We start from the raw sequence: 20,518 nt of genomic DNA on the forward strand, positions 1-20,518 counted from the left end.
AAACTCAGCTTTATAGTTTATTCTAAAATTTATTCTTTTAAACTTTAGGTTCTTGTTGACTCAAACAATGAAAAGATCCTAATCCCCAAATAATATCTGTAGAATCAATTCCTACAACTTGACGATTTGGAAAACATTTCTGAATAATGTCTAATGCAATTGCATCCTTTGCACAACGATAGGTTGGTACAATAACCGATTTATTTGCAATATAGAAATTTGCATACGAAGCAGGTAAACGCTCACCTTCGCAATAAACAGCATCTGGCATAGGAATTTCGATAATATTTAAAGGACGACCGTCTGCTAATTTCATTTCTTGTAATTGACGAAGATTTACTTGTAATAATTCGTAATTATCATCCGTTTCATCTGTCTCAACAACTGCCAAAACAGTATCTTCGTTTACAAAACGAATGGTATCATCAATATGTCCATCTGTATCATCACCAACAATACCGTCTTCAACCCAAAGGATTTGCGAAACTCCGTAATAATTACGTAAGAACTCTTCAATTTGTTCTTGATTATACGTTGGGTTACGATTTTTATTTAATAAACAAGATTTTGATGTCATCAATGTCTCTTTTCCATTAAACTCAACCGCTCCACCTTCCATAATAATTCCTGGATGAAAAACAGGTAGATTGAAAGTTGCTCCAATTTTTGTAGGTACGACATCATCATTATCAAATGGTGGATATTTTCCTCCCCAAGCATTAAATCCCCAATCTACAATTACTTTTGGGTGATCTGTATTATTTCTATTCAACAAGAAAGCAGGGCCATGATCTCGACACCATGCATCATTTGTTTCGTTAAAATAAAATTCAATTTGTGCTAAATCTGCATTTGTTTTTTCGATAAAAGACAAAGCAAATGTTTTCATTTCTTCATCTTTTACATTGATACGAACTTTTTCACCTTTTGTTAGCTCGGCGATAAATTCAGCATATGCAGGATAAATCAAATGAATTCTATCTGGCCAAGATTCTTCTTTATGCGGCCAAGATAACCAAGTTGCTTCATGTTCTTCCCATTCAGCAGGAAAACGATATCCTAAATCTTTAGGAAATTGAGTTGTATCTATAGTGTTCAATTTTTGTTATTTTTCTAAAAGTTTAAACGTATTTTCTATATGCCCATTTGCTTTCCAATTATCATGACCTGGAATAACTTGATTAATTTTTGGGTGTTTCGTTACTAATTTCTGAACTGTTTTTGGCCATTCAGTAACATTAGCTTCACCAATATAACCTAAATTTTTTGCATCTGCTCCTTTGATCAAACAACCTCCATTCAAAACCTTATATTTCGGAAACCAAACCACAAGATTATCTGCTGTATGACCTTGTCCAAAATATTCGATGACAAATTTTTCTTTACCAAATCTATAGGTTTTACCTAATTCTATTTCAAATTTCGAAGTTGCTTTACCTTCCTTTTTTAAAATAGAATTAGTGAAAGATGAAGCGTATGTTGGGATATTCAAATCATTATAAAAGCTCAAATCTCCTGCTCTATCTTCGTGTGAATGTGTGACAAAAACAGCAATAACTGGTAAATGATATTTCTCTAATACAAGATCATTCATTGTTTGATACTGAGATTTTTGCCAAGGTACGTCAAACAAAACAATTCCTTTATCAGTGATCAAAAACATTCCATTCGCATTATAATCAATGCCTTGAAATGAATTAAACGTTTGATAAACGTAAAGATGAGAATTAATAGAATCTATTTGAATTGGTTTTATTTGACCAAATGCAAACGTTCCAATCAATGTGACAAGAGAAAATACTTTTTTCATGAATTATCTTAATCTTCGTCTAAAAAACGTTTTGTAATTGGCTGATATGAATCGATACGACGATCTCTTAAAAAAGGCCAATGTTTGCGGAAAAAGTCAGATTCGTTCAAATCTAATTCGACCACTTCTGTTTCTTCATTTTCGTGAGATGCCAAATACAACAATTTCCCTTGAGCGTTTGTTGCGAAAGATCCTCCCCAGAATTTCATTGCACCATCTTGCTCGAAACCAACACGATTTACCGAAATAACAGGAACACCATTTGCTACAGCATGTGAACGCTGAATAGTTTGCCAAGCGTTGTATTGATCTACGTTTGTTTCTTCATCCTGATCAGTTGCCCAACCAATTGCTGTTGGATAAAATAAAATTTCGGCACCTTTAAGAGCTGTTATACGAGCTGCTTCTGGATACCATTGATCCCAACAAATTAAAACACCAATTTTACCAAATTTAGTCTCAAAAACTTTGTAACCTAAATCACCTGGAGTAAAGTAAAATTTTTCATAAAAGGCTGGATCATCTGGAATATGCATTTTGCGGTATTTTCCTAAATATTCGCCATCAGCATCTAAAATTGCAGTGGTGTTGTGGTATAAACCTTGTGCACGTTTCTCGAATAAAGAAGCAATAATTACCACGCCTAATTCTTTTGCTACTACTGATAACGCATCTGTTGATGGACCAGGAATCGTTTCTGCTAAATCGAAGTTATCATAATCTTCGACATCACAAAAATATAATGAGGTAAACAATTCTTGCAAACATACAATTTGAGCGCCTTTAGCTGCTGCAACTTTTACTTGTTCGATTGCTTTGTTTAAATTTTCTTGTTTGTTATTAGTACAAGTCATTTGTACCATTCCAACTTTAACTTTTGCCATTTGATAAATAGGTCTAAAAATAAAAATGAATAATAAGTACAAAAATAAGGAAATAAGTAGGATATCATGTATTTGTCTTCATTTTTAAGGATATTATATGTAGAAAGAGAAATACATCAATTTCCTCTAAACTTATCTAATAATGCCAATTAGAGAACTTATTTAAGATAATTTTAAAGAAAATTTACCTAAACATTATAATTTTTAACAAGTCTTTATTAAACTGTAACTTTTAATTTTGTGACGTAATAAATTTAAAAAATGAAAAAATTAATTGCTCTTTCTTGCCTTTTTAGCGGAATTTACCTATCTGCTCAAAGTCAAGAAAGTTATTTATTAGCAGAAAACACTGCGTCTTCAACTACTTCTATCACAACAAAAAAAGTGACCTATAGCGATCATTTAATCGCTGCCGAGTCCTTCAATGTTCCGCTTGTAAAGAGTTTTAGTGATATTGATGAATTAGTGAGTACAAAAAAATTAGTTGCAATTCCTGAAGAAGGAAATGGTTACACAATCGAAAAATTAACTAATAGCAAAGCTTTTTTAAATACTAAAGCAAAAACTATTTTAGAAAAAATAGCTTCAAAATTTTTGGATGAAAACAATGCAACTATTGCGGTAACTTCTCTCACTCGATCAGAGGAAAGTCAAGCAAGTTTGAGACGAGTTAATAGCAATGCTGCAAAAGGAGAAAGCACACACAATTATGGTGCATCGTTCGATTTATCTTATACAAAATTCAATAATAAATATACGTACAGTAAAACACATCGCGACAACTTAGAAGCTATTCTAAAACAATTGCAAGATGAAGGAAAAATTTACTACATAAAAGAGTATAGACAACGTTGTTTTCATGTAACCGTTCGAAATCCAGAACAATTTAAATCGACAACCATGTAATTTATTAAAGTTCTTTTCTATTTTTGCAAGAGAGGATAAAATCATGAAACAATTTTTAATAGCGTTTTTTGTTTCCTATTCTTTTATTGGTTATGCTCAAAAGCGAGTAGTCATAGAACCTTCAAAAGAATATGTTCAACATCTGAATGCAGCAAAATCTCATAAACTTGACTTAATAGATGGAGATAAGATGTTAAATAAATATATCAACCAAGGTAAATTAGTCAAAATAAAACAACGTGGTTATGGCTGGCGTGTAGGCGATTTAACGCATAGTCATTCCTATCTTGTTCCAAAAGGTCGAGATATTTTGAGCAGTATTGCAAGAGATTTTGTAAAGACAACTGGACAAAATTTTTTTGTAGTTACTTCGATGACAAGAACTTTACATGATCAAAATCGATTGAGAGGAATCAATAAAAACGCATCATCCAACGACAGTTCGCATAATTTTGGTGCAGCTTTTGACATTTCTTATGTTAGATTTAATCATAAAATAAGTTCAAACGCTAAACTTGAAAAAGAATTAGAACAAATCCTTAAAACCTATGTCAAATTAGGTAAAATATATTACGTCAAAGAATCTAAAATTAAATGTTATCATATTATCGTTCGGAATTATTAATTCTGAACGATTTTTTATTTTAATTATTCACAACCTTCATAATTCCCTATATAAAGATTTTAACTACAACTTATTTTTTTACCATAATTTAATCTTTACTTATTATTGTGTTAATCCAAAACGACTAATAAATACTGAATTTTGCAGCATTACAAAACAAATTCACATCATGAAAAAAATAGTTTTATCGCTGGTATTTTTAGGAGGATTATTCACTTCTGTTCACGCCCAACAAATTGCAAAAGGAATCGTTTACGAAGATAAAAATCAAAACAATAAATTTGATAAATCTGAAAAACGCTTAGCTAACGTTCAAGTTAGTAACGGAAAACAGGTTGTTTCGACAAATGAAAAGGGAGAATACAACATTGAAATAGATGACGAAACCATTTTATTTGTTGTAAAACCTAACAATTATAAAGTTCCGACAAACGAATTTAACCAACCTCAATTTTTTTATATTAACAAACCAAACGGTTCGCCTCAATTAGAATTTGCAGGATCTGCACCAACTGGTAAAACGCCAAAAAGCATAGATTTCGCATTAATCCCGACACAAGAAAACGATAAATTTTCGGCTGTCATATTTGGAGATCCACAAGCTTACACACAAGAAGAAATCGAGTATTTTTCGAAAGGAATTATTGATGATGTAAAAGAAATCAAAGGAATGGAATTTGGGATTTCGTTGGGGGATTTAGTAGGCGATGATTTAGATCTTCATCCACCTTATATCAAGGCTGTATCGAAAGTTGGTTTGCCATGGTACAATGTAATGGGAAACCATGACATGAATTATGATGCAAAAGAAGATCGATATTCTGATGAAACATATGAGAAAAATTTTGGCCCAAACAACTATTCTTATACGATAGGTAAAGCGCATTTTATAGTGTTAGATGATATTTTGTATCCAGATCCTCGTGATGGAAAAAGTTATTGGGGAGGATTTCGTCCTGATCAATTAGAATTTATCAAAAATGATTTAAAATTTGTTCCAAAAGATCACTTAATCGTTTTAGCCTTTCATATTCCTTTACGAAATATACGTCCTGAGGATAGAAATCAATTATTCGGCTTGTTGAAAGAATACCCAAATACGGTTTCAATGTCAGCACATACGCACTATCAAGAGCAAATTTATTATGCAAATAATGATGGTTGGCAACAAGAAAAACCTCATCATGAATATAATGTTGGAACTACTTCGGGCGATTGGTATTCTGGTCCAAAAGATGCAAAAGGAGTGCCGACTTCTACTATGCGAGATGGAACGCCAAAAGGTTATGCATTTTTACATGTAGATGGCAATCAATATAAATTTGACTATAAGGTAGCAAATGATAAAAAAGAGCGTCAAATAGATTTGTATCATACCCAAAAAGTAAAAGAAGGAAAGCGTAAGCGTGCGTTTCTTTATGCTAACTTTTTTATGGGACACGAATCGAATACGGTTGAATATAGAGTGAATAATGGTGAATGGAAAAAAATGAAGTGGGATCCGACGGTTGATTATAATTACATGGAAACAATTGTAAGAATTGATAAGGCCGAAATTACTAATATAGGAAATAGACCTTCTGCTCCAGAAATTTCAACACATATTTGGTCGGTTCGTTTACCTAATAAATTACAAGTTGGCACACATCAAATAGAAGTTCGTGCAACAGATTTATACGGAAACACATTCATAGAAAAATCTTCTTTTGAAGTAATTAAATAACAAGTCTTTAGATATCTTGATAAGCCGCTTCGTTTGGAGTGGCTTTTTTTTGATAAAAAACATGAAATTTATTTACGTTAAATTAAAATCAACAAACCTTTACTTCAATGTAAAAACATCTTCAAACCCTCTATTTTAGTAATGTTAACTTAAAAATCTCTTAATCCTAAGTTAAACAACTTCACAAATAGATGAATTAGTTTTGTTAAAATTTTTAACACATAAACAATTTATTTCCATAGATATGAAGCAATTAAAATTACCACTACTCCTACTTGGTGGATTTTTAAGTTTACACGCCAATGCTAAAACTTACGATAATACAATTTCTCATCTATCTATTTCGCACTATCAAAATCCAATAAAAGGTCAAATCGTTGATCAAAATGGGTTTGGTTTAGCTGATGTAGAGATAATCATCAAAGGAACTTCATACAAAACATTTACAGATGAAAATGGTTTTTTTGAATTTTTAGCGACAAATGTTGCACAGCCAACTTTAATCATTAATTCTTCTCAACACAAATATGTCGAATATTCGCCAAAAGATAGTTCTCAAGTAAAAGTAACTTTACAAGAAGAAGCCAATCAATTGAATGAGGTTATTGTAACGGCTTTGGGAATAAAACGTGAACAAAAAAAATTAGGATTTGCGCAACAAAATATAGGTTCGGAGGAACTTGCTACCGCGGAAGCAAATAACTGGTCTTCTGGATTAAAAGGAAAAGTTGCTGGTCTAAATATTATTTCGGGTGGTAATGGACCAATTAATTCACAACAAATAATTTTACGTGGAGCAAACTCTATTGATCAATCAAAAAACTATGCATTAATAGTAATTGATGGCGTTCCGATGAGTACTGAAATGACATCATCTGGAAATAGCACTGCTTATATGGGTGATGATTCTCCGATTGATTTTGGAAATGGAATTTCTGATATTAACCAATCTGACATCGAAAGTGTAACCGTTTTAAAAGGACCTGCCGCTGCTGCCTTATATGGAAACAAAGCTGCAAATGGAGCTTTAATCATCACAACTAAATCTGGTAAAAAAGGAAAAAAATTAGGCTTAGAATATAAATCAACTGTTGCAATAGATGTTATAAATAATTGGCCAGATTTTCAATACGAATATGGACAAGGAGCGGGAAAAAGTTTTGACAAAAATGGTAATCCATATTACTCGTACCAAGCTTCTGAGGATGGACCAAACACAGGAAGTACATCATCTGCTTTTGGACCAAAATTTGATGGTCAATATTTCTATCAATACGATCCAAATTTAGAAAAACAAGGCCTTGAACGAACGCTGTGGCGTCCATACAAAGACAACAGAAAAAGTTTTTGGGAAACAGGTTTTACGTTTAGCAATGCTGTAACTCTTTCGGGTGGTGATGACAAAGGAAGTATTAGAGCTTCTATTGGACATCAAAAAAATAGTTGGATTATGCCAAATACAGGCTACGAAAACTACACTGCTGCAATAAATGGTAATTATCAAGTAAGTGATCGCATCAAAGTATCGACTGCATTAAACTATACTCGTAAAACGAGTGACAACTTACCAGGAACGGGTTACAACAATGGTTCGATTGCATATTTCATGATTTTTCAAAATCCAAACGTAGATTTGAATTGGTACAAACCAATTTGGAAAAATAATTATGATGGTGTAAAAATAATTCGTCCTTTTAGTTCGTATATGGATAATCCTTACGCAATTGCTTACGAAGCGGTTAATCCTATGAGTAGCAATCAACTTGTCGGAAATATTAGAGCTGATTTCAAGTTGAGTAACAAGTTAAGTTTAATGTTACGTCCTGCCATTAATACCTATACACAATTGCGCGAACAAAAACGTCCGTTTGATATGAATCGTACACCAAATGGATATTACAAAAGACAAGATATTTCTAAGACAGAAACAAATATCGATTTCTTAATGAATTATACAGATAAGTGGGGTGATTTCGGTTTCAGTGCGAATATTGGAGGTAATAGAAAAAATTATGAATACAGAAATTTAACCGCATGGGTTGATGGATTAGCATCGCCTGGAGTGTACAAACTCGCAAATGGCTTAACTTCTCCTTTTGCAAGAACGTATGATTCAAATTTAAAAGAAAATTCATTATATGGTATGGCATCTTTTGGCTGGAAAGACATGATATTTGTCGATATCACAGGTCGTAATGATTGGAACTCTTCTGTAGCGTTAAAATACAGTTCTTTCTTTTACCCTTCTGTTTCATCAAGTTTTATTTTATCAGATCTATTCAAAATAAAAGGACCTGTCAACTATTTAAAATATCGATTATCATTTGCGAAAGTTGGTAACGGAGGTACAACAGGATGGACAAGTAGATATTATAGTCAAAGCGATTTTGCTGGATCTGCAGTTGTTCCAGGCAGATTATTCAATCCAGATATCAAACCAGAATCTACTACATCTTGGGAAACTGGTTTTGAAGCATTATTATTCAAGAAAAGATTAAGTATAGATTTTACACTTTACCAACAAAGTACAAAAAATCAAATCTTCGAATTACCAAATGATATCACAACTGGATACTCGAAAAGAGTTGTAAATGGTGGTGAAATTGAAAACCGAGGAATTGAGTTAGCTGCTTCATATACACCAATTAAAACAAATGATTTCAGCTGGAAAATGACTGGAACTTGGACTAAAAATGAAAACACAGTAAAATCTTTGGTAGAAGGAATTGAGGATGATCAAATGATTTTAGGACAATCAGGAACGGTTTATCAAATTGCGAAAGTCGGAGGTTCTTCTACTGCTTTGTATGGAGAAAAATTTGTTCGCAATGAAGCTGGACAAATTATCTATGATGCAAAAACTGGTGTTCCAATCAAAAATGGACTGAATGAATATGTTGGTGACGCTACACCAAAATGGAGAGCAGGATTCACAAACGAAATCAAATTTAAAACATTCCGATTCAGTTTTACTTTAGATGGTCAATATGGTGGAATTGTTTATTCTCAAACATATCACAAAATGATGGAACAAGGAAAATTAGCTGATTCTTTACCTGGTCGAGAAGATGGTTTTATCATTGGTGATGGAGTAGTTTTAAACCCTGATGGAACTTATTCTCAGAATACAACAAAAACTGATGTAGCGACTTATTATAAAGAATATAACCGAAGAGCAAACGTCGAATCTAATTCTTTCGATGCATCATATTTAAAATTAAGAGATGTTAGTTTAACGTTCGATTTCCCTAAACGATTATTATCTAAAACAGGTTTAGAAGCTTTATCTCTAACTGTATATGGCCGCGATTTATTTACTATTAGTGATTTCCCTTTATACGACCCTGAAACAGCATCATTAAACGGAAGTACATATGTTCCTGGAGTTGAAATGGGACAAATGCCTTCAACTGCAACGTACGGAATTACATTAAAAGCTTCGTTATAATTTACAACATTCAATTTATTAAAATGAAAAAGATTTCAATCAAACTATTTTTCGCCTTAACCATTATATCAACTACTTTCTCTTGTACAAATGATTTTGAGAAAGCTAACGAAGATCCTAACTTAATCACTGAAATAAATTCTGGTTCAGTTTTAAATCCTGTTATTTATGATTTAGCAGAAAACAACGTATTAAAAAACTACGATATCACAGCGCAATTAATGCAAGTTCATTTTCCTTATCCAAGTAATGCAATGGGACTTCATCGCTACGACGTAACCAATGGAACAGGTAATTCTACTTGGAATAATGCGTATAAAAATTTGGTGAATTTAGAAGAAATGCTAAAAGTTTCTCAAAAAGCAGGAGATGTAAATTACGAGGCAATCGCGCTTACATTACGTTCATTAGTTATTTCTAATTTAACTGATATGTTTGGTGACGTTCCTTTTTCTGAAGCTGCAAAAGCAGAAGAAGGAATTACAAAACCAAAATTTGATCGTCAAGAAGATATTTACAACCAATTAATAAACGATTTAGAACAAGCAAATCAGTTATATGTGACTAATTTGGGATTAAAATATGGTAGTGATATATTATTCCCAAGCAGTGAAAAAAATATCAATATTACACGTTGGAAAAAATTCACCAATTCATTAAAAATGAGATTATTGCTAAGAATCTCTAATCGTGACGCTTCTGCATTAACAGAGATCAAAAAAATGATCGACAATCCGACAACTTATCCAGTTTTCGAAACTGAATCTGAATCTGCTATCCTACAAATTTCTGGTTTAGCACCAAGTTTATCGCCTTGGCCAAGAGAACAAGATTATAGAGATAGTCGTACATTTACCGAATTTTTTGTAGATAAAATGAACGAAACAAACGATCCTCGTTTACCATTTTTAGTGAACAAAGCTTCTAATCTTGATGGTTCTTCATTAGGTTATAAGGGTGTTCCTGCTGCTTATGAAGGAAATAGTTCAGATTTTAAATTCAATCCTTCATCACCGAATAATGCAATTGTTGTTGCACCTATGAAAATTCCGTTGATGACTTATGCAGAAGTAGAATTTATTAAAGCCGAAATTGCTCAAAAAGGATTAGGTGGCGATGCAAAAACACATTATGAAAATGCTGTTAGAGCAGCTGTCGTTTTGTGGACAAACTCCGAGCCCACTACAGAATTCTTAGAACACGAAAAAATAAAATACAATAATTCTTTAGAACGTATTATCGAACAAAAATATTTTGCTTTGTTCTTTACTGATTACCAACAATGGTTTGAATATAAACGTACAGGATTCCCTACTCTACCAAAAACTTCAACGATGTTGAATGATCAGAAAATGCCTCGACGTTTACTTTATCCAACAAGTGTCAGAAATTACAACCCTGAAGGCTACCAACAGGCCATTCAACAAATGGGAGCTGACGATATCAATACGCGTGTTTGGTGGGATGTCAACTAATTGCAGTTACATTTCATATTTTATAGAAAACGACCTTGTTTGCAAGGTCGTTTTCGTTTTATTTGTACCTTACTTAAAAATTGTTAAACGATGCACATTGAAGAGTTAAGAGATTTTTGTTTAGGGTTACCTTTGGTAGAAGAAAAATTTCCTTTTGATCAAGCGACACTGGTTTTCTATATTGCGGGTAAAATGTTTTGTTTGTGTAATATTGATGAATTTGATTCAGTAAATATTAAATGTGATCCTGATAAAGCAATAGAATTAAGATCAATTTATGAAGCAGTAAATCCAGGATATCACATGAACAAAAAACATTGGAATACGGTAAAAATCAACCAAGATGTAAAAGATACTCAACTAAAACAATGGATAAAAGATTCATACAATTTAGTTATCTTAACTTTATCAAAATCTAAACGTCCAGAATTATTAAACGATTAATTTTTTAACCTTTTCTTTTGGAAATCTCTACAGATCTTTCCATCTTCGCAATTCAATGGGGTGCTAAAAATTGGCTGAGAATATACCCAAGAACATTTTGTTCTACACCTGATCCAGGTAATACTGGCGGAGGGATTGATGTTAGCAATAACTTCTATCTCCTCATCAACAAAAATATTATGATGAAGGAAATTATTTTACAAACTACTTGGTTAGAATGGCTGGGTGTTACTTTTTCAATTTTTCAAGTCCTTTTGGCGAGATTTAATAATCCTAAAAATTATCTTTTCGGAATTGCTGGGATTATTTTGACACTTTTCGTCATGTTTAATTCGAAGCTATATGCCGAATTTACGTTAAATATTTATTATTTGATAATGAGTATTTATGGTTGGTTGTATTGGAAATACGGAAAACAAACTCACGAAATAGAAATTACAAAAACCAATAAAAAAGAATGGAAAATTGTTTCAGGAATCGTCTTAGGTAGTTTCGGAATATTTTATTTGGTATTAACGCATTTCACAGATTCGGATGTTCCTATTTGGGATTCTTTGGTTAGTGCATTTGCATGGGCAGGCATGTGGTTGATGGCAAAACGAAAACTCGAAAATTGGATTCTTCTTAACATTAGTAATATTATTTCTATCCCGTTGATGATTCACAAAGATTTGTACCTATACGCTGTTTTATCCTTGATTTTATTCTGCGTTGCCATTTCTGGATATTTTAATTGGAAGAAAATTTTAAACCAAAACAATGCATAATATCAATTCACTTCGAAAAGAATTATTGAATAAAGAAACGTTCAACCAAACGGTTCTCGATTATATTTACAATCAGAATTGGTTGAATATCTGGGTGCCAAAACAATACAACGGACTTGGGTTACCTTTTTCCGAAGGATTAAAAATTCTTCAATCAGTTGCTAAAATTGATGGAAGTTTAGGCTGGTTTGTTACCTTATGTAGTGGCGCAAATTATTTCTCAAGAAATCTTCAACCCAATATTGCATTTGATTTATTTTCTACTCAAAAAACTTGTTTCGGCGGTAGTGGTATGTTGGGAGGTACGGCAGAAAAGATAGGAGAAAATTATATCATAAATGGTTTGTGGCATTATGCAACTGGCGCGCCTTACCTCACTCATTTTACGATAAATGCGAAAATTTTAGAGAAAGGAAAAGAAGTTCTTGATGAAAACAATGAGCCAAAATTCATCTCTTTCATTTTAGATAAATCACAAGTACAATTAATTTCGACATGGAAATCAATGGGGATGATTGCAACTTCCTCTCATAGTTTCGAGGTTAAAAATCAAGTCGTTCATCAAGATTATAGCTTTATTTACAATCATTTTTACAGTGATGATTTAGTCGAAAAAGTGCCATTTAGAATTTTTGCAGATTTAACTTTATTGGTTAATTATATCGGAATGGCGGAACATTTTATCGAAAAAAGTATAGAAATTATACCTTCAAATCAACTTTCTAACTTTGATAAATTTCTAAAAAACTGTACGTCAAAATCTAATGAATATGCTAAACATATAGAAGATTTATTAGCCAATAATTCTTTTATTTTAGATAAAATAGACACTGAAATTCATGCTTTTGGAATTGAGACCGTAGCACAGATTACACAACATATCATATCAATTTATCCACAGCTTGGTATAAAAGCCTCAAAATCAAATGAAGAAATTAATCAAATTTTTCGAGATTATTTTACAGCAACTCAACATCGAAATTTCAGACAAGTAATTTAAATATATCTCTCTATTTATCTATATTTGTCAATATTTTATTAGGCTGCGTAATTTAATGGATAGAATATCAGATTCCGGTTCTGACAGTATGAGTTCGAATCTCATCGTGGTCACAAAATAAAATTTCAAAACACATCTAATTCAAGTTTCAAGTTTTACCTTTGCCAAAATTTTTCAGTTTTGGAAATCGAAATTCTATTTTATCTGTGTACTGCTGCATTTTTTGCTGGCTTTATCGACTCTATTGTTGGTGGAGGTGGTTTAATCCAAACACCTTTATCCCTGGCTTTCTTACCAAATTTACCCGTTTCTACGGTTATCGGAACACTAAAAATTCCTGCATTTAGTGGAACAGCTTTAGCGACTTCTCAATATTTAAAGAAAGTAAAAATAGATTGGAAACTCTTTGCTATCATGGCAACTTGTGCCTTTATTTCTGCATTTTTAGGTTCGCAATTATTGACGGTTATTGACAACGATTTCATGAAACCTGTTTTACTTGTCATTTTAATCATTCTAGCTATTTATACCATTTTCAAAAAAGATTTTGGCCAAGCAACTGAACGCAAAATCCCCTATCATAACGCAATTATAAATGGTTGTATCGTAAGTATTTCTGTTGGTTTTTATGATGGTTTTATTGGTCCTGCTACGGGCACATTTTTTATTTTAGGATTTGTGACATTACTTGGAATGGACTTCCTGAAAGCAAATACTAATGCTAAACTGATTAACTTAGCTACCAACTTTGGTTCGATTTGTTTGTTTTTAATCAAAGGACAAATTATTTGGAAAATCGCTATACCAATGGCTGTTTGTAATGCTTTAGGTGGTTTTATTGGAGCAAAATTAGCCATCAACAAAGGAAACAAATTCATTCGTTACATATTTATTTTGGTAATCCTACTCTCAATTTGTAGATTTGGTTACGAAGTAATTTTCAAGTAAATGAAGTCCATTTTATCCATCATTTTTGTTACGGTATGTTTAAATGTTTTAGCGCAGAAATTTGTATTGAAAGATTCGCTTATAACCAATAACAAAACTGTAAATACAATTGATACCGATCTTAATAATTCGCTCTATTTGATTTCGGATACGAAAATTGAAAAAATATTTCAGTCGAATAAAAACAAAATTGTTGATTTAAAAAATGTAATCACAACTGTTGACACAGGAAATCCGTTAAGAACTTATATCTATTCAAATTTTAATCAAATCACCATTTTGGATGAGAATCTTAACTCTATTCAAGATATGATTCAATTAAAATCGACCGATTATATGCCAATTGCATTAAAAGTGGTTGACAATCAATTTTGTTGGTTTTATGATATTATCGGAAATAAATTGGTTTATTTTAATTATCAATTGCAGAAACCTATTCTAATTTCAAAGCAGATTTATTTGAAAAATAACGATCAATCCATTGAAAAAATTCATGTATATAAAAATTTAGTTTACTTAAAAAGTCAACAAACAATTTACATCTATGATGATTATGGTAATTTTAAATCTAATTTTGAGATAAATATCAAAGATTCCGCTTACTATTTTTATAAAGATGTTATTTTTTACATAAAAGACAATATGCTAATTTCGAAAAATATCATCAATCAAAATTCAACTACACTTATAGAATTGAAAAACATTAAAAGTATGGCTTTTAACGAAACTAACTTTTATACGTTTGATGGAAATAGGGTAAAAAATTACGAAATATTAAAATAAAAACAACTAATAATCAATAATTTAAATCAAAACAACTGCTTGTAAGTTTCCTCAAATCAAAAGATTAATTTTAATTTCTTTTGAATAAAAACACATAAATCAATCGGAATAATTTTTTTCTAATAAAAGATTTTTCTATGAGTTAACAGCTTAGATTTTGTTTTGAAAATTAAGCTTTAGTATATTTGCAATCGTTAAAATAATTGGAAAATGCATATCGCGATCGCAGGAAATATTGGAGCAGGAAAAACTACTCTAACAAATCTTTTAGCAAAACAATACAACTGGACAGCTCAATTTGAAGATGTAGAAATGAATCCTTATTTGGATGATTTTTACAATGATATGGAAAAATGGGCGTTCAATTTGCAAATTTACTTTTTAGGAAGTCGTTTCAATCAAGTGAAAGAAATTAGAGAAAGTGGTAAAGATATTATCCAAGACCGTACTATTTATGAAGATGCGCATATTTTTGCGAGCAACTTAAATGATATGGGACTTTTGTCTACACGAGATTACAATAACTATTTGCGTGTTTTCAACTTAATGACAAGTTTTGTTGAAGCACCTGATTTATTAATTTACCTAAAAGCTTCTATTCCGACTTTGGTAGCTCAAATTCAGAAACGTGGCCGTGATTACGAAAACTCTATTAGTATTGATTATTTGAGTCGTTTGAATGATAAATATGACAAATGGATTTCGAATTACAAAGAAGGAAAAGTTTTAGTTATTGATGTAGATCATTTAGATTTTGTAGAAAACAAAGAAGATTTAGGTTTCATCTTCAACAAGATAGAAGGAGAAATTAATGGACTTTTTTAGTTCGTGAAAAATATAGTAACTTGCACGGCTTGATTAAAAAAATCAAGCCTTTTTTGTGAAAAAAAATTATGGAAAATAAAAATTTATTGAAGGGAGTTTTGTTTGTCGCTATGGGCGCAAGCTTCTACGGAATGCTTGCCACTTTTGTAAAAGTCGCTTACGATCAAGGCTACACGACAGCAGAAGTTACAGCTTCACAATTTGTTTTAGGAATTATATCCTTATTGATTATTAATTTGATTATGGCGAATAAAAATAACTCAATTCCAAAAGTAAAACCGAAAGATAAAAAACGGCTTATTTTAGCAGGAACATCGTTAGGTTTTACGAGTTTATTTTATTATTTATCAGTTCAATATATCAATGTATCAATTGCAATCGTACTGTTGATGCAAACAGTTTGGTTGAGTATTTTGGTGGAAAGTATATTGACTAAAAAATTTCCTTCGGCCAAAAAATTAATCGCTATGATTTTGGTATTAATTGGTACCGCAATGGCTACAAACTTAATTAACCAAGACGTAGAATTAAATCCAAAAGGATTATTCTGGGGGTTCTTAGCAGCTTGTTCATTTACCACAACCATGTTTACTTCAAATAGTATGGCGAATTATTTACCTCCTTACAAAAAAAGTTTGTATATGCTGTATGGAGGAGGAATAATTGTTGCATTATTTGTGTTTTTTAGCCAATTAGGACCTTATTATTCAGAGAGTTTAATGAGTTTATACCGTAATTTTTCTGATGATAAAACTGGAATTCATCCTCTCAACCTGAAAATTTTCTATACATGGGGATTGTTTTTATCCTTATTTGGAACAGTTTTACCTCCTATTTTATTAAACAAAGGTTTTCCAAATACAGGTTTAGGATTAGGAAGTATTGTTGCTTCTATAGAATTACCCGTTTCTGTAACCATGGCATTCATCGTTTTACAAGAACAAGTTTTAGCCATTCAATGGACTGGAATTGCCGTTATTATTTTTGCAATTATTATCTCGAACATCAATTTCACTAAAAGTTAATTGATAATACAAACGATTGTTGTCAAAAAATATATTTCAAGAAATGATAGTATTGAATATATATCAAACAAAAAAAGCTTCCAAAAGGAAGCTTTTTTTGTTTGATAAGGTAAGTTATGCTCTAACTTTAGTTTTTAAATTAATTCGTTGTCCAACTTTAGGTTGCGCACCTGGCTCCATACGATTCAGTTTATATAAGCTACTAACTTTTACGCCAAAACGCTGAGAAATCGTGTACATATCATCACCTTCTTGTACTTTGTACGAATAATCAGAACCTTTTGTTTTCTTTTTTCCAAAAAATACAATTTGTCCATCTTTCAACTTAGATCCCATTTGTATTTCATTGAAATTCGCAATATCAGAAGGAACTTTATTATACGTTTTAGAGATTGTCGCTATCGTTTCTCCAGCTTGTGCAACAATATAAGGAATGTTATTCTTGTGATTTTTGATGCGAGTTGTTGGATTTTGAGGACGAGTTTCATAAACAACCGTTTTGTTATTTACAATAGGCTCATTCTTTTCTACAATATTTTCTTTGGGTTGGTAAGAAGCTAAAATAACTTCTTCTTTGATTGATTTAGGCTCATTTTTCTTCGGTTTAGAAGAGTTATTCGCTAACATCAAATCATCTTGATTGTTATATAAAGCGTATAACTTAGCAAAAACTTCTTCAGCTGAAATCTTATCAAATTGATCTAAATTATATTTTTCTATTCGAGAGATTAATTTAAACGCATATTTTGAATCTGTTGCATAACCAGCTTTTTTTAATCCATGAGCCCAAGCTTTAAAATCTGTTGGATCCAAATTAAATAAAGCCTTATAATAGGGTCTTAATGCCAAAAATTCTGAGTGATCTCTGTAACTTTCTTCAACTGAAAGATACTTTCTGAAACATTCGCCTTTTGCATCATCATCGTGGTAAATTCTTGGTTTATCCAACGACCATTCTGCTGGTCCTTTACATTTTATACCAAAATGATTATTTGCTTGCTCAGCTAATCTACTTTGCCCTCCACCTGTTTCTAATAAACCTTGTGCTAAAGTTATACTTGCCGGAACTTTGTAAAGTTGCATTTCTTCAACAGCTAAAATAGCATGTTTTCGAATGTAAGTTATGTCTCTACTTTCTTGGGCTTGTGTTGAGATGGTCAAAACAAAGCTAAAAACGTACAACAATTTTCTCATTCTATAATATTTTTATTCTTCTTTTTTAAAAGTTTATTCATCCCTTCTATTCCTTGTAGTCCGCCTGTATGAACGATAAGAATTTTAGAGTTATCACTAAAATAATGATTTTTAATCAATTCGAAAATACCAAAAACCATTTTTCCTGTATAAATAGGATCCAATTGAATATGGTTAATTCGCTTGAAATCATTTACAAAAGTAATTAAATCATCCGAAACTTTTCCATATCCGCCAAAATGATATTCGTTAAAAATAGTAAAATTCGTTTTATTTGTCAATTTTTCTATCTCTTTTGGAATAAAATTCCCTTTTAAACTTGGAAAGCCTATTATTTTTTGATGCAATTTAGAACTTTCAATCAAACCAGCAATTGTTCCACAAGTTCCGATCGCCGAAGCAATATAATCGAAATCGAAACAATCTGCATACAAAATTTCTTCGCAACCTTTTATAGCTAACTCATTTGTACCTCCTTCTGGAATAACGTAAGCGTCTGGATATTTAGTATTTAAATCATCTAAAAATTTAATTTCATCTTTTTTCCTATACTCTTCTCTCGAAATAAAATGCAACTGCATTCCGCATTTTTCAGCAAAACGTAAGGTTGGATTTTCATCAATTTTATCAATTAACTCTTCTCCTCGTATAATGCCTATTGTTTCGAAATCATTAATTTTACCTGCCGCAGCAGTCGCTGCTATATGATTAGAAAAAGCACCTCCAAATGTTACTAATTTTTTGAAACCCAATTTTTCAGCTTCAATAAAATTATATTTTAGTTTTCGGTATTTATTTCCAGAAATTTCAGGATGAATTAAATCTTCTCTCAAAATAGAAAGTTGAATTTTCTGAGAAGTTATATGCGTAATATCAATCGGCTGTATTTGAGCTTTATAATCGTTCCAAATCATTTACAAATATTTTAGAAAACTATAAAATTTTCGTTCTTTTAAATAATTCAAATTATGATCATTTGCATACGCTTCACGCTCAAAACTAATATTTCGATACGCTTTGTGTTGATCACGGTATTGAACTAATCGAATCATATATTCTATCAAATAAAAAGGATAAAAAAAGACAACTAAAAGTTCGAGTTGTTGAATAATATGAATGGTTTCATGATTGATTAAAACAGTATCATTCTTTAATTTTTTATCTCTCAAAAAAATAAACGGAAAAATGGTAATTCCAATAAAGTTCTTGCGAAATAAACGATTCAAAACAACTACAAACATGATTTACTAACTCGATTCTGTGTCAAAATTAAGCAATCTGAGAGATATTGATTAAAAAAAGCTTTAAAAATCGTAACTTTATAGGAATCGACTAAGTATTATCATCATGATATTGATGAAAAATAATTGATAAAAGTTGTAATTTCACAGCATTAGAAATGAAGAAGTTTGAAGAAGGAGATTATTATTTATCTCCAGAAGGTTTTAGAATTTTCACTGCACAATACCTTAAAAAAAGAGGATATTGTTGTAAAAGTGGTTGCAAACATTGCCCGTATGGATACGACAAAAAAACAGATAAAATAAAAAATAAAAAATAATTTATATGAAAATAACATCAACTGTCTTCGCATTATTCATAGGAAGTTGTGCTTTTGCACAAATGAAATTTCCTTCGGTAAGTTCTCACGCAGAAGTTGAACAAAAAGTGGGATTAACTGAAATTGAAGTAGAATACAATCGACCAAATGTAAATGAAAGAAAGGTTTTCGGAAAATTAGTTCCTTACGGAGAAGTTTGGCGTACAGGTGCAAACGAAAATACGGTGATTAAATTTGATCAACCCATTAAGGTAAATGGACAAGATTTGGCCGCTGGTGAATATGCGTTGTATACAATTCCAACTAAAGAAGATTGGGATGTGATATTTTACAAAGACACTAAAAACTGGGGAAATCCAAAGGAATGGAACGAATCTAATGTTGCATTGAAAGTAAAAGCGCCATCAACAAAGTCCATGAATAATAAAACCGAAACGTTCGAGATTCGTTTTACAAATGTGACGCAAAAATCTGCAAATTTGGTAATGGCTTGGGATAACGTAAACGTTGTATTGGAAATAGAAACAAATACAATTAATACGGTATTAAAAATGATTGGAGAACAATTAAACGAAAATTCATCTGCAAGAGATTTTTATAATTCAGCTAATTTCTATTATTCAAATAAATTAGATCGAAATCAAGCAATAAAATGGGTAAATACAGCTTTAGAAAAAGATCCGAATGCGCCAGCTTATTATAAAGAATTGAAGGAAAAATTAGAAAAAGATAAATATTAAATAAAATTAAATTAGTAAATCCGTTTCTTTAATACTGAAGAAACGGATTTTTTTATTCAGATATATTTTTTTTCAAAATGATTTGCAAATAAGAAAACATCAACGCAGTCGACCAACCAACCATCATAATTCCATTGATAGCTTCTAAACCAGCCAATATTTTCCATTCGCTATCAATCACTACATCACCATAACCTACTGTTGTAAATGTTATAAATGAAAAATAAAGCGCTTCTTGAAAACTATATAAATTATCAATATTAGGATTAAAATAAAAAGCAGCTGCCCATATTGTACATTGCGCGCCATGCAACAAAGTAAGTAAAGACACTGATAGAGCCATTTGCCACAAAACATGAC

General features: G+C 31.4%; 21 protein-coding genes, 1 tRNA gene and 1 riboswitch. Of the genes, 15 read left to right on the forward strand and 7 right to left on the reverse strand.

The genetic code is table 11. The annotated features are described in order from the left end of the window. Positions 1-37: 37 nt before the first annotated feature. From Q0616_RS03025 to Q0616_RS03035, 3 genes are read right to left on the reverse strand one after another with little or no spacing between them, the layout of a single operon-like run. Positions 38-1,099 carry an agmatine/peptidylarginine deiminase gene (locus Q0616_RS03025; RefSeq protein WP_225541613.1) on the reverse strand — a complete coding sequence of 354 codons (1,062 nt, stop codon included), beginning with the start codon at positions 1,097-1,099 and terminating at the stop codon, positions 38-40. Positions 1,100-1,105: 6 nt separating this feature from the next. Then, positions 1,106-1,810: an EBR family subclass B1 metallo-beta-lactamase gene (gene blaEBR, locus Q0616_RS03030; protein ID WP_286483655.1), complete on the reverse strand. Its 705-nt coding sequence runs from the start codon at positions 1,808-1,810 to the stop codon at positions 1,106-1,108. 8 nt (positions 1,811-1,818) lie between these two features. Next, a complete protein-coding gene (locus tag Q0616_RS03035; protein ID WP_171621644.1) occupies positions 1,819-2,694 on the reverse strand; it encodes a carbon-nitrogen hydrolase in 876 nt (291 codons plus the stop codon). A gap of 261 nt (positions 2,695-2,955) precedes the next feature. Here Q0616_RS03035 and Q0616_RS03040 point away from each other — a divergent pair, with 261 nt between their 5' ends. The 13 genes from Q0616_RS03040 (at position 2,956) to Q0616_RS03100 (ending at position 16,663) form a co-directional block, all read left to right on the forward strand. Beyond that, positions 2,956-3,600: a DUF5715 family protein gene (locus Q0616_RS03040; RefSeq protein ID WP_298775000.1), complete on the forward strand. Its 645-nt coding sequence runs from the start codon at positions 2,956-2,958 to the stop codon at positions 3,598-3,600. A 43-nt stretch (positions 3,601-3,643) separates the two neighbouring features. Beyond that, on the forward strand, positions 3,644-4,225 hold the full coding sequence (locus Q0616_RS03045; protein ID WP_188318974.1) for a DUF5715 family protein: 582 nt from the start codon (positions 3,644-3,646) through the stop codon (positions 4,223-4,225). Positions 4,226-4,394: 169 nt separating this feature from the next. Continuing rightward, positions 4,395-5,948: a calcineurin-like phosphoesterase family protein gene (locus Q0616_RS03050; RefSeq protein ID WP_298775002.1), complete on the forward strand. Its 1,554-nt coding sequence runs from the start codon at positions 4,395-4,397 to the stop codon at positions 5,946-5,948. A 244-nt stretch (positions 5,949-6,192) separates the two neighbouring features. Beyond that, on the forward strand, positions 6,193-9,396 hold the full coding sequence (locus Q0616_RS03055; RefSeq protein WP_298775004.1) for a SusC/RagA family TonB-linked outer membrane protein: 3,204 nt from the start codon (positions 6,193-6,195) through the stop codon (positions 9,394-9,396). Positions 9,397-9,419: 23 nt separating this feature from the next. Beyond that, the gene (locus Q0616_RS03060) at positions 9,420-10,871 is read left to right on the forward strand and encodes a SusD/RagB family nutrient-binding outer membrane lipoprotein (protein ID WP_284583845.1); all 1,452 of its coding nucleotides are present in this window, start codon (positions 9,420-9,422) and stop codon (positions 10,869-10,871) included. 90 nt (positions 10,872-10,961) lie between these two features. Then, on the forward strand, positions 10,962-11,315 hold the full coding sequence (locus Q0616_RS03065; RefSeq protein WP_260543450.1) for an MmcQ/YjbR family DNA-binding protein: 354 nt from the start codon (positions 10,962-10,964) through the stop codon (positions 11,313-11,315). A 46-nt stretch (positions 11,316-11,361) separates the two neighbouring features. Beyond that, a riboswitch (TPP riboswitch) is annotated at positions 11,362-11,467 on the forward strand. Between the two features lie 27 nt (positions 11,468-11,494). Next, the gene (gene pnuC, locus Q0616_RS03070; RefSeq protein ID WP_171621637.1) at positions 11,495-12,082 is read left to right on the forward strand and encodes a nicotinamide riboside transporter PnuC; all 588 of its coding nucleotides are present in this window, start codon (positions 11,495-11,497) and stop codon (positions 12,080-12,082) included. After that, entirely contained in the window at positions 12,075-13,082 is a 1,008-nt protein-coding gene (locus tag Q0616_RS03075; RefSeq protein ID WP_260543452.1) for a hypothetical protein, read from the forward strand. Before pnuC ends, Q0616_RS03075 begins: the two co-directional genes overlap by 8 nt. Positions 13,083-13,123: 41 nt before the next feature. After that, positions 13,124-13,195, forward strand: a tRNA-Arg gene (locus Q0616_RS03080). A 67-nt stretch (positions 13,196-13,262) separates the two neighbouring features. Continuing rightward, on the forward strand, positions 13,263-14,030 hold the full coding sequence (locus Q0616_RS03085; RefSeq protein ID WP_298775009.1) for a TSUP family transporter: 768 nt from the start codon (positions 13,263-13,265) through the stop codon (positions 14,028-14,030). Next, positions 14,031-14,813, forward strand: a complete 783-nt coding sequence (locus tag Q0616_RS03090) for a hypothetical protein (RefSeq protein ID WP_260543456.1) — start codon at positions 14,031-14,033, stop codon at positions 14,811-14,813. It abuts the gene before it with no gap. Positions 14,814-15,023: 210 nt separating this feature from the next. Next, on the forward strand, positions 15,024-15,638 hold the full coding sequence (locus Q0616_RS03095) for a deoxynucleoside kinase (RefSeq protein ID WP_225540069.1): 615 nt from the start codon (positions 15,024-15,026) through the stop codon (positions 15,636-15,638). Between the two features lie 68 nt (positions 15,639-15,706). After that, positions 15,707-16,663, forward strand: a complete 957-nt coding sequence (locus Q0616_RS03100; protein ID WP_225540071.1) for an EamA family transporter — start codon at positions 15,707-15,709, stop codon at positions 16,661-16,663. A 114-nt stretch (positions 16,664-16,777) separates the two neighbouring features. Here Q0616_RS03100 and Q0616_RS03105 read toward each other — a convergent pair whose 3' ends face one another. Genes Q0616_RS03105 through Q0616_RS03115 form a run of 3 tightly spaced genes read right to left on the reverse strand, consistent with a single transcriptional unit; the run spans position 16,778 to position 19,098 of the window. Beyond that, positions 16,778-17,857: a glucosaminidase domain-containing protein gene (locus Q0616_RS03105; protein WP_298775014.1), complete on the reverse strand. Its 1,080-nt coding sequence runs from the start codon at positions 17,855-17,857 to the stop codon at positions 16,778-16,780. Continuing rightward, complete coding sequence (locus tag Q0616_RS03110) at positions 17,854-18,771, reverse strand: 1-aminocyclopropane-1-carboxylate deaminase/D-cysteine desulfhydrase (protein WP_260543464.1); 918 nt, start codon at positions 18,769-18,771, stop codon at positions 17,854-17,856. Before Q0616_RS03110 ends, Q0616_RS03105 begins: the two co-directional genes overlap by 4 nt. Further along, positions 18,772-19,098, reverse strand: a complete 327-nt coding sequence (locus tag Q0616_RS03115) for a hypothetical protein (RefSeq protein WP_171622282.1) — start codon at positions 19,096-19,098, stop codon at positions 18,772-18,774. It abuts the gene before it with no gap. 158 nt (positions 19,099-19,256) lie between these two features. On the opposite strand from Q0616_RS03115, the gene Q0616_RS03120 reads away from it, so the two are divergent. Both Q0616_RS03120 and Q0616_RS03125 read left to right on the forward strand, forming a co-directional pair. Next, on the forward strand, positions 19,257-19,418 hold the full coding sequence (locus Q0616_RS03120) for a DUF5522 domain-containing protein (protein WP_159155417.1): 162 nt from the start codon (positions 19,257-19,259) through the stop codon (positions 19,416-19,418). Positions 19,419-19,423: 5 nt separating this feature from the next. Next, a complete protein-coding gene (locus Q0616_RS03125) occupies positions 19,424-20,158 on the forward strand; it encodes a DUF2911 domain-containing protein (protein WP_171622281.1) in 735 nt (244 codons plus the stop codon). 52 nt (positions 20,159-20,210) lie between these two features. Here the strand turns inward: Q0616_RS03125 and Q0616_RS03130 are convergent. Beyond that, positions 20,211-20,518 (reverse strand): potassium channel family protein (locus Q0616_RS03130; RefSeq protein WP_298775028.1); only part of this gene is annotated, 308 nt, incomplete at its 5' end.

Source organism: uncultured Empedobacter sp. (assembly GCF_937930195.1).
Classification (GTDB): Bacteria; Bacteroidota; Bacteroidia; order Flavobacteriales; family Weeksellaceae; genus Empedobacter; species Empedobacter stercoris.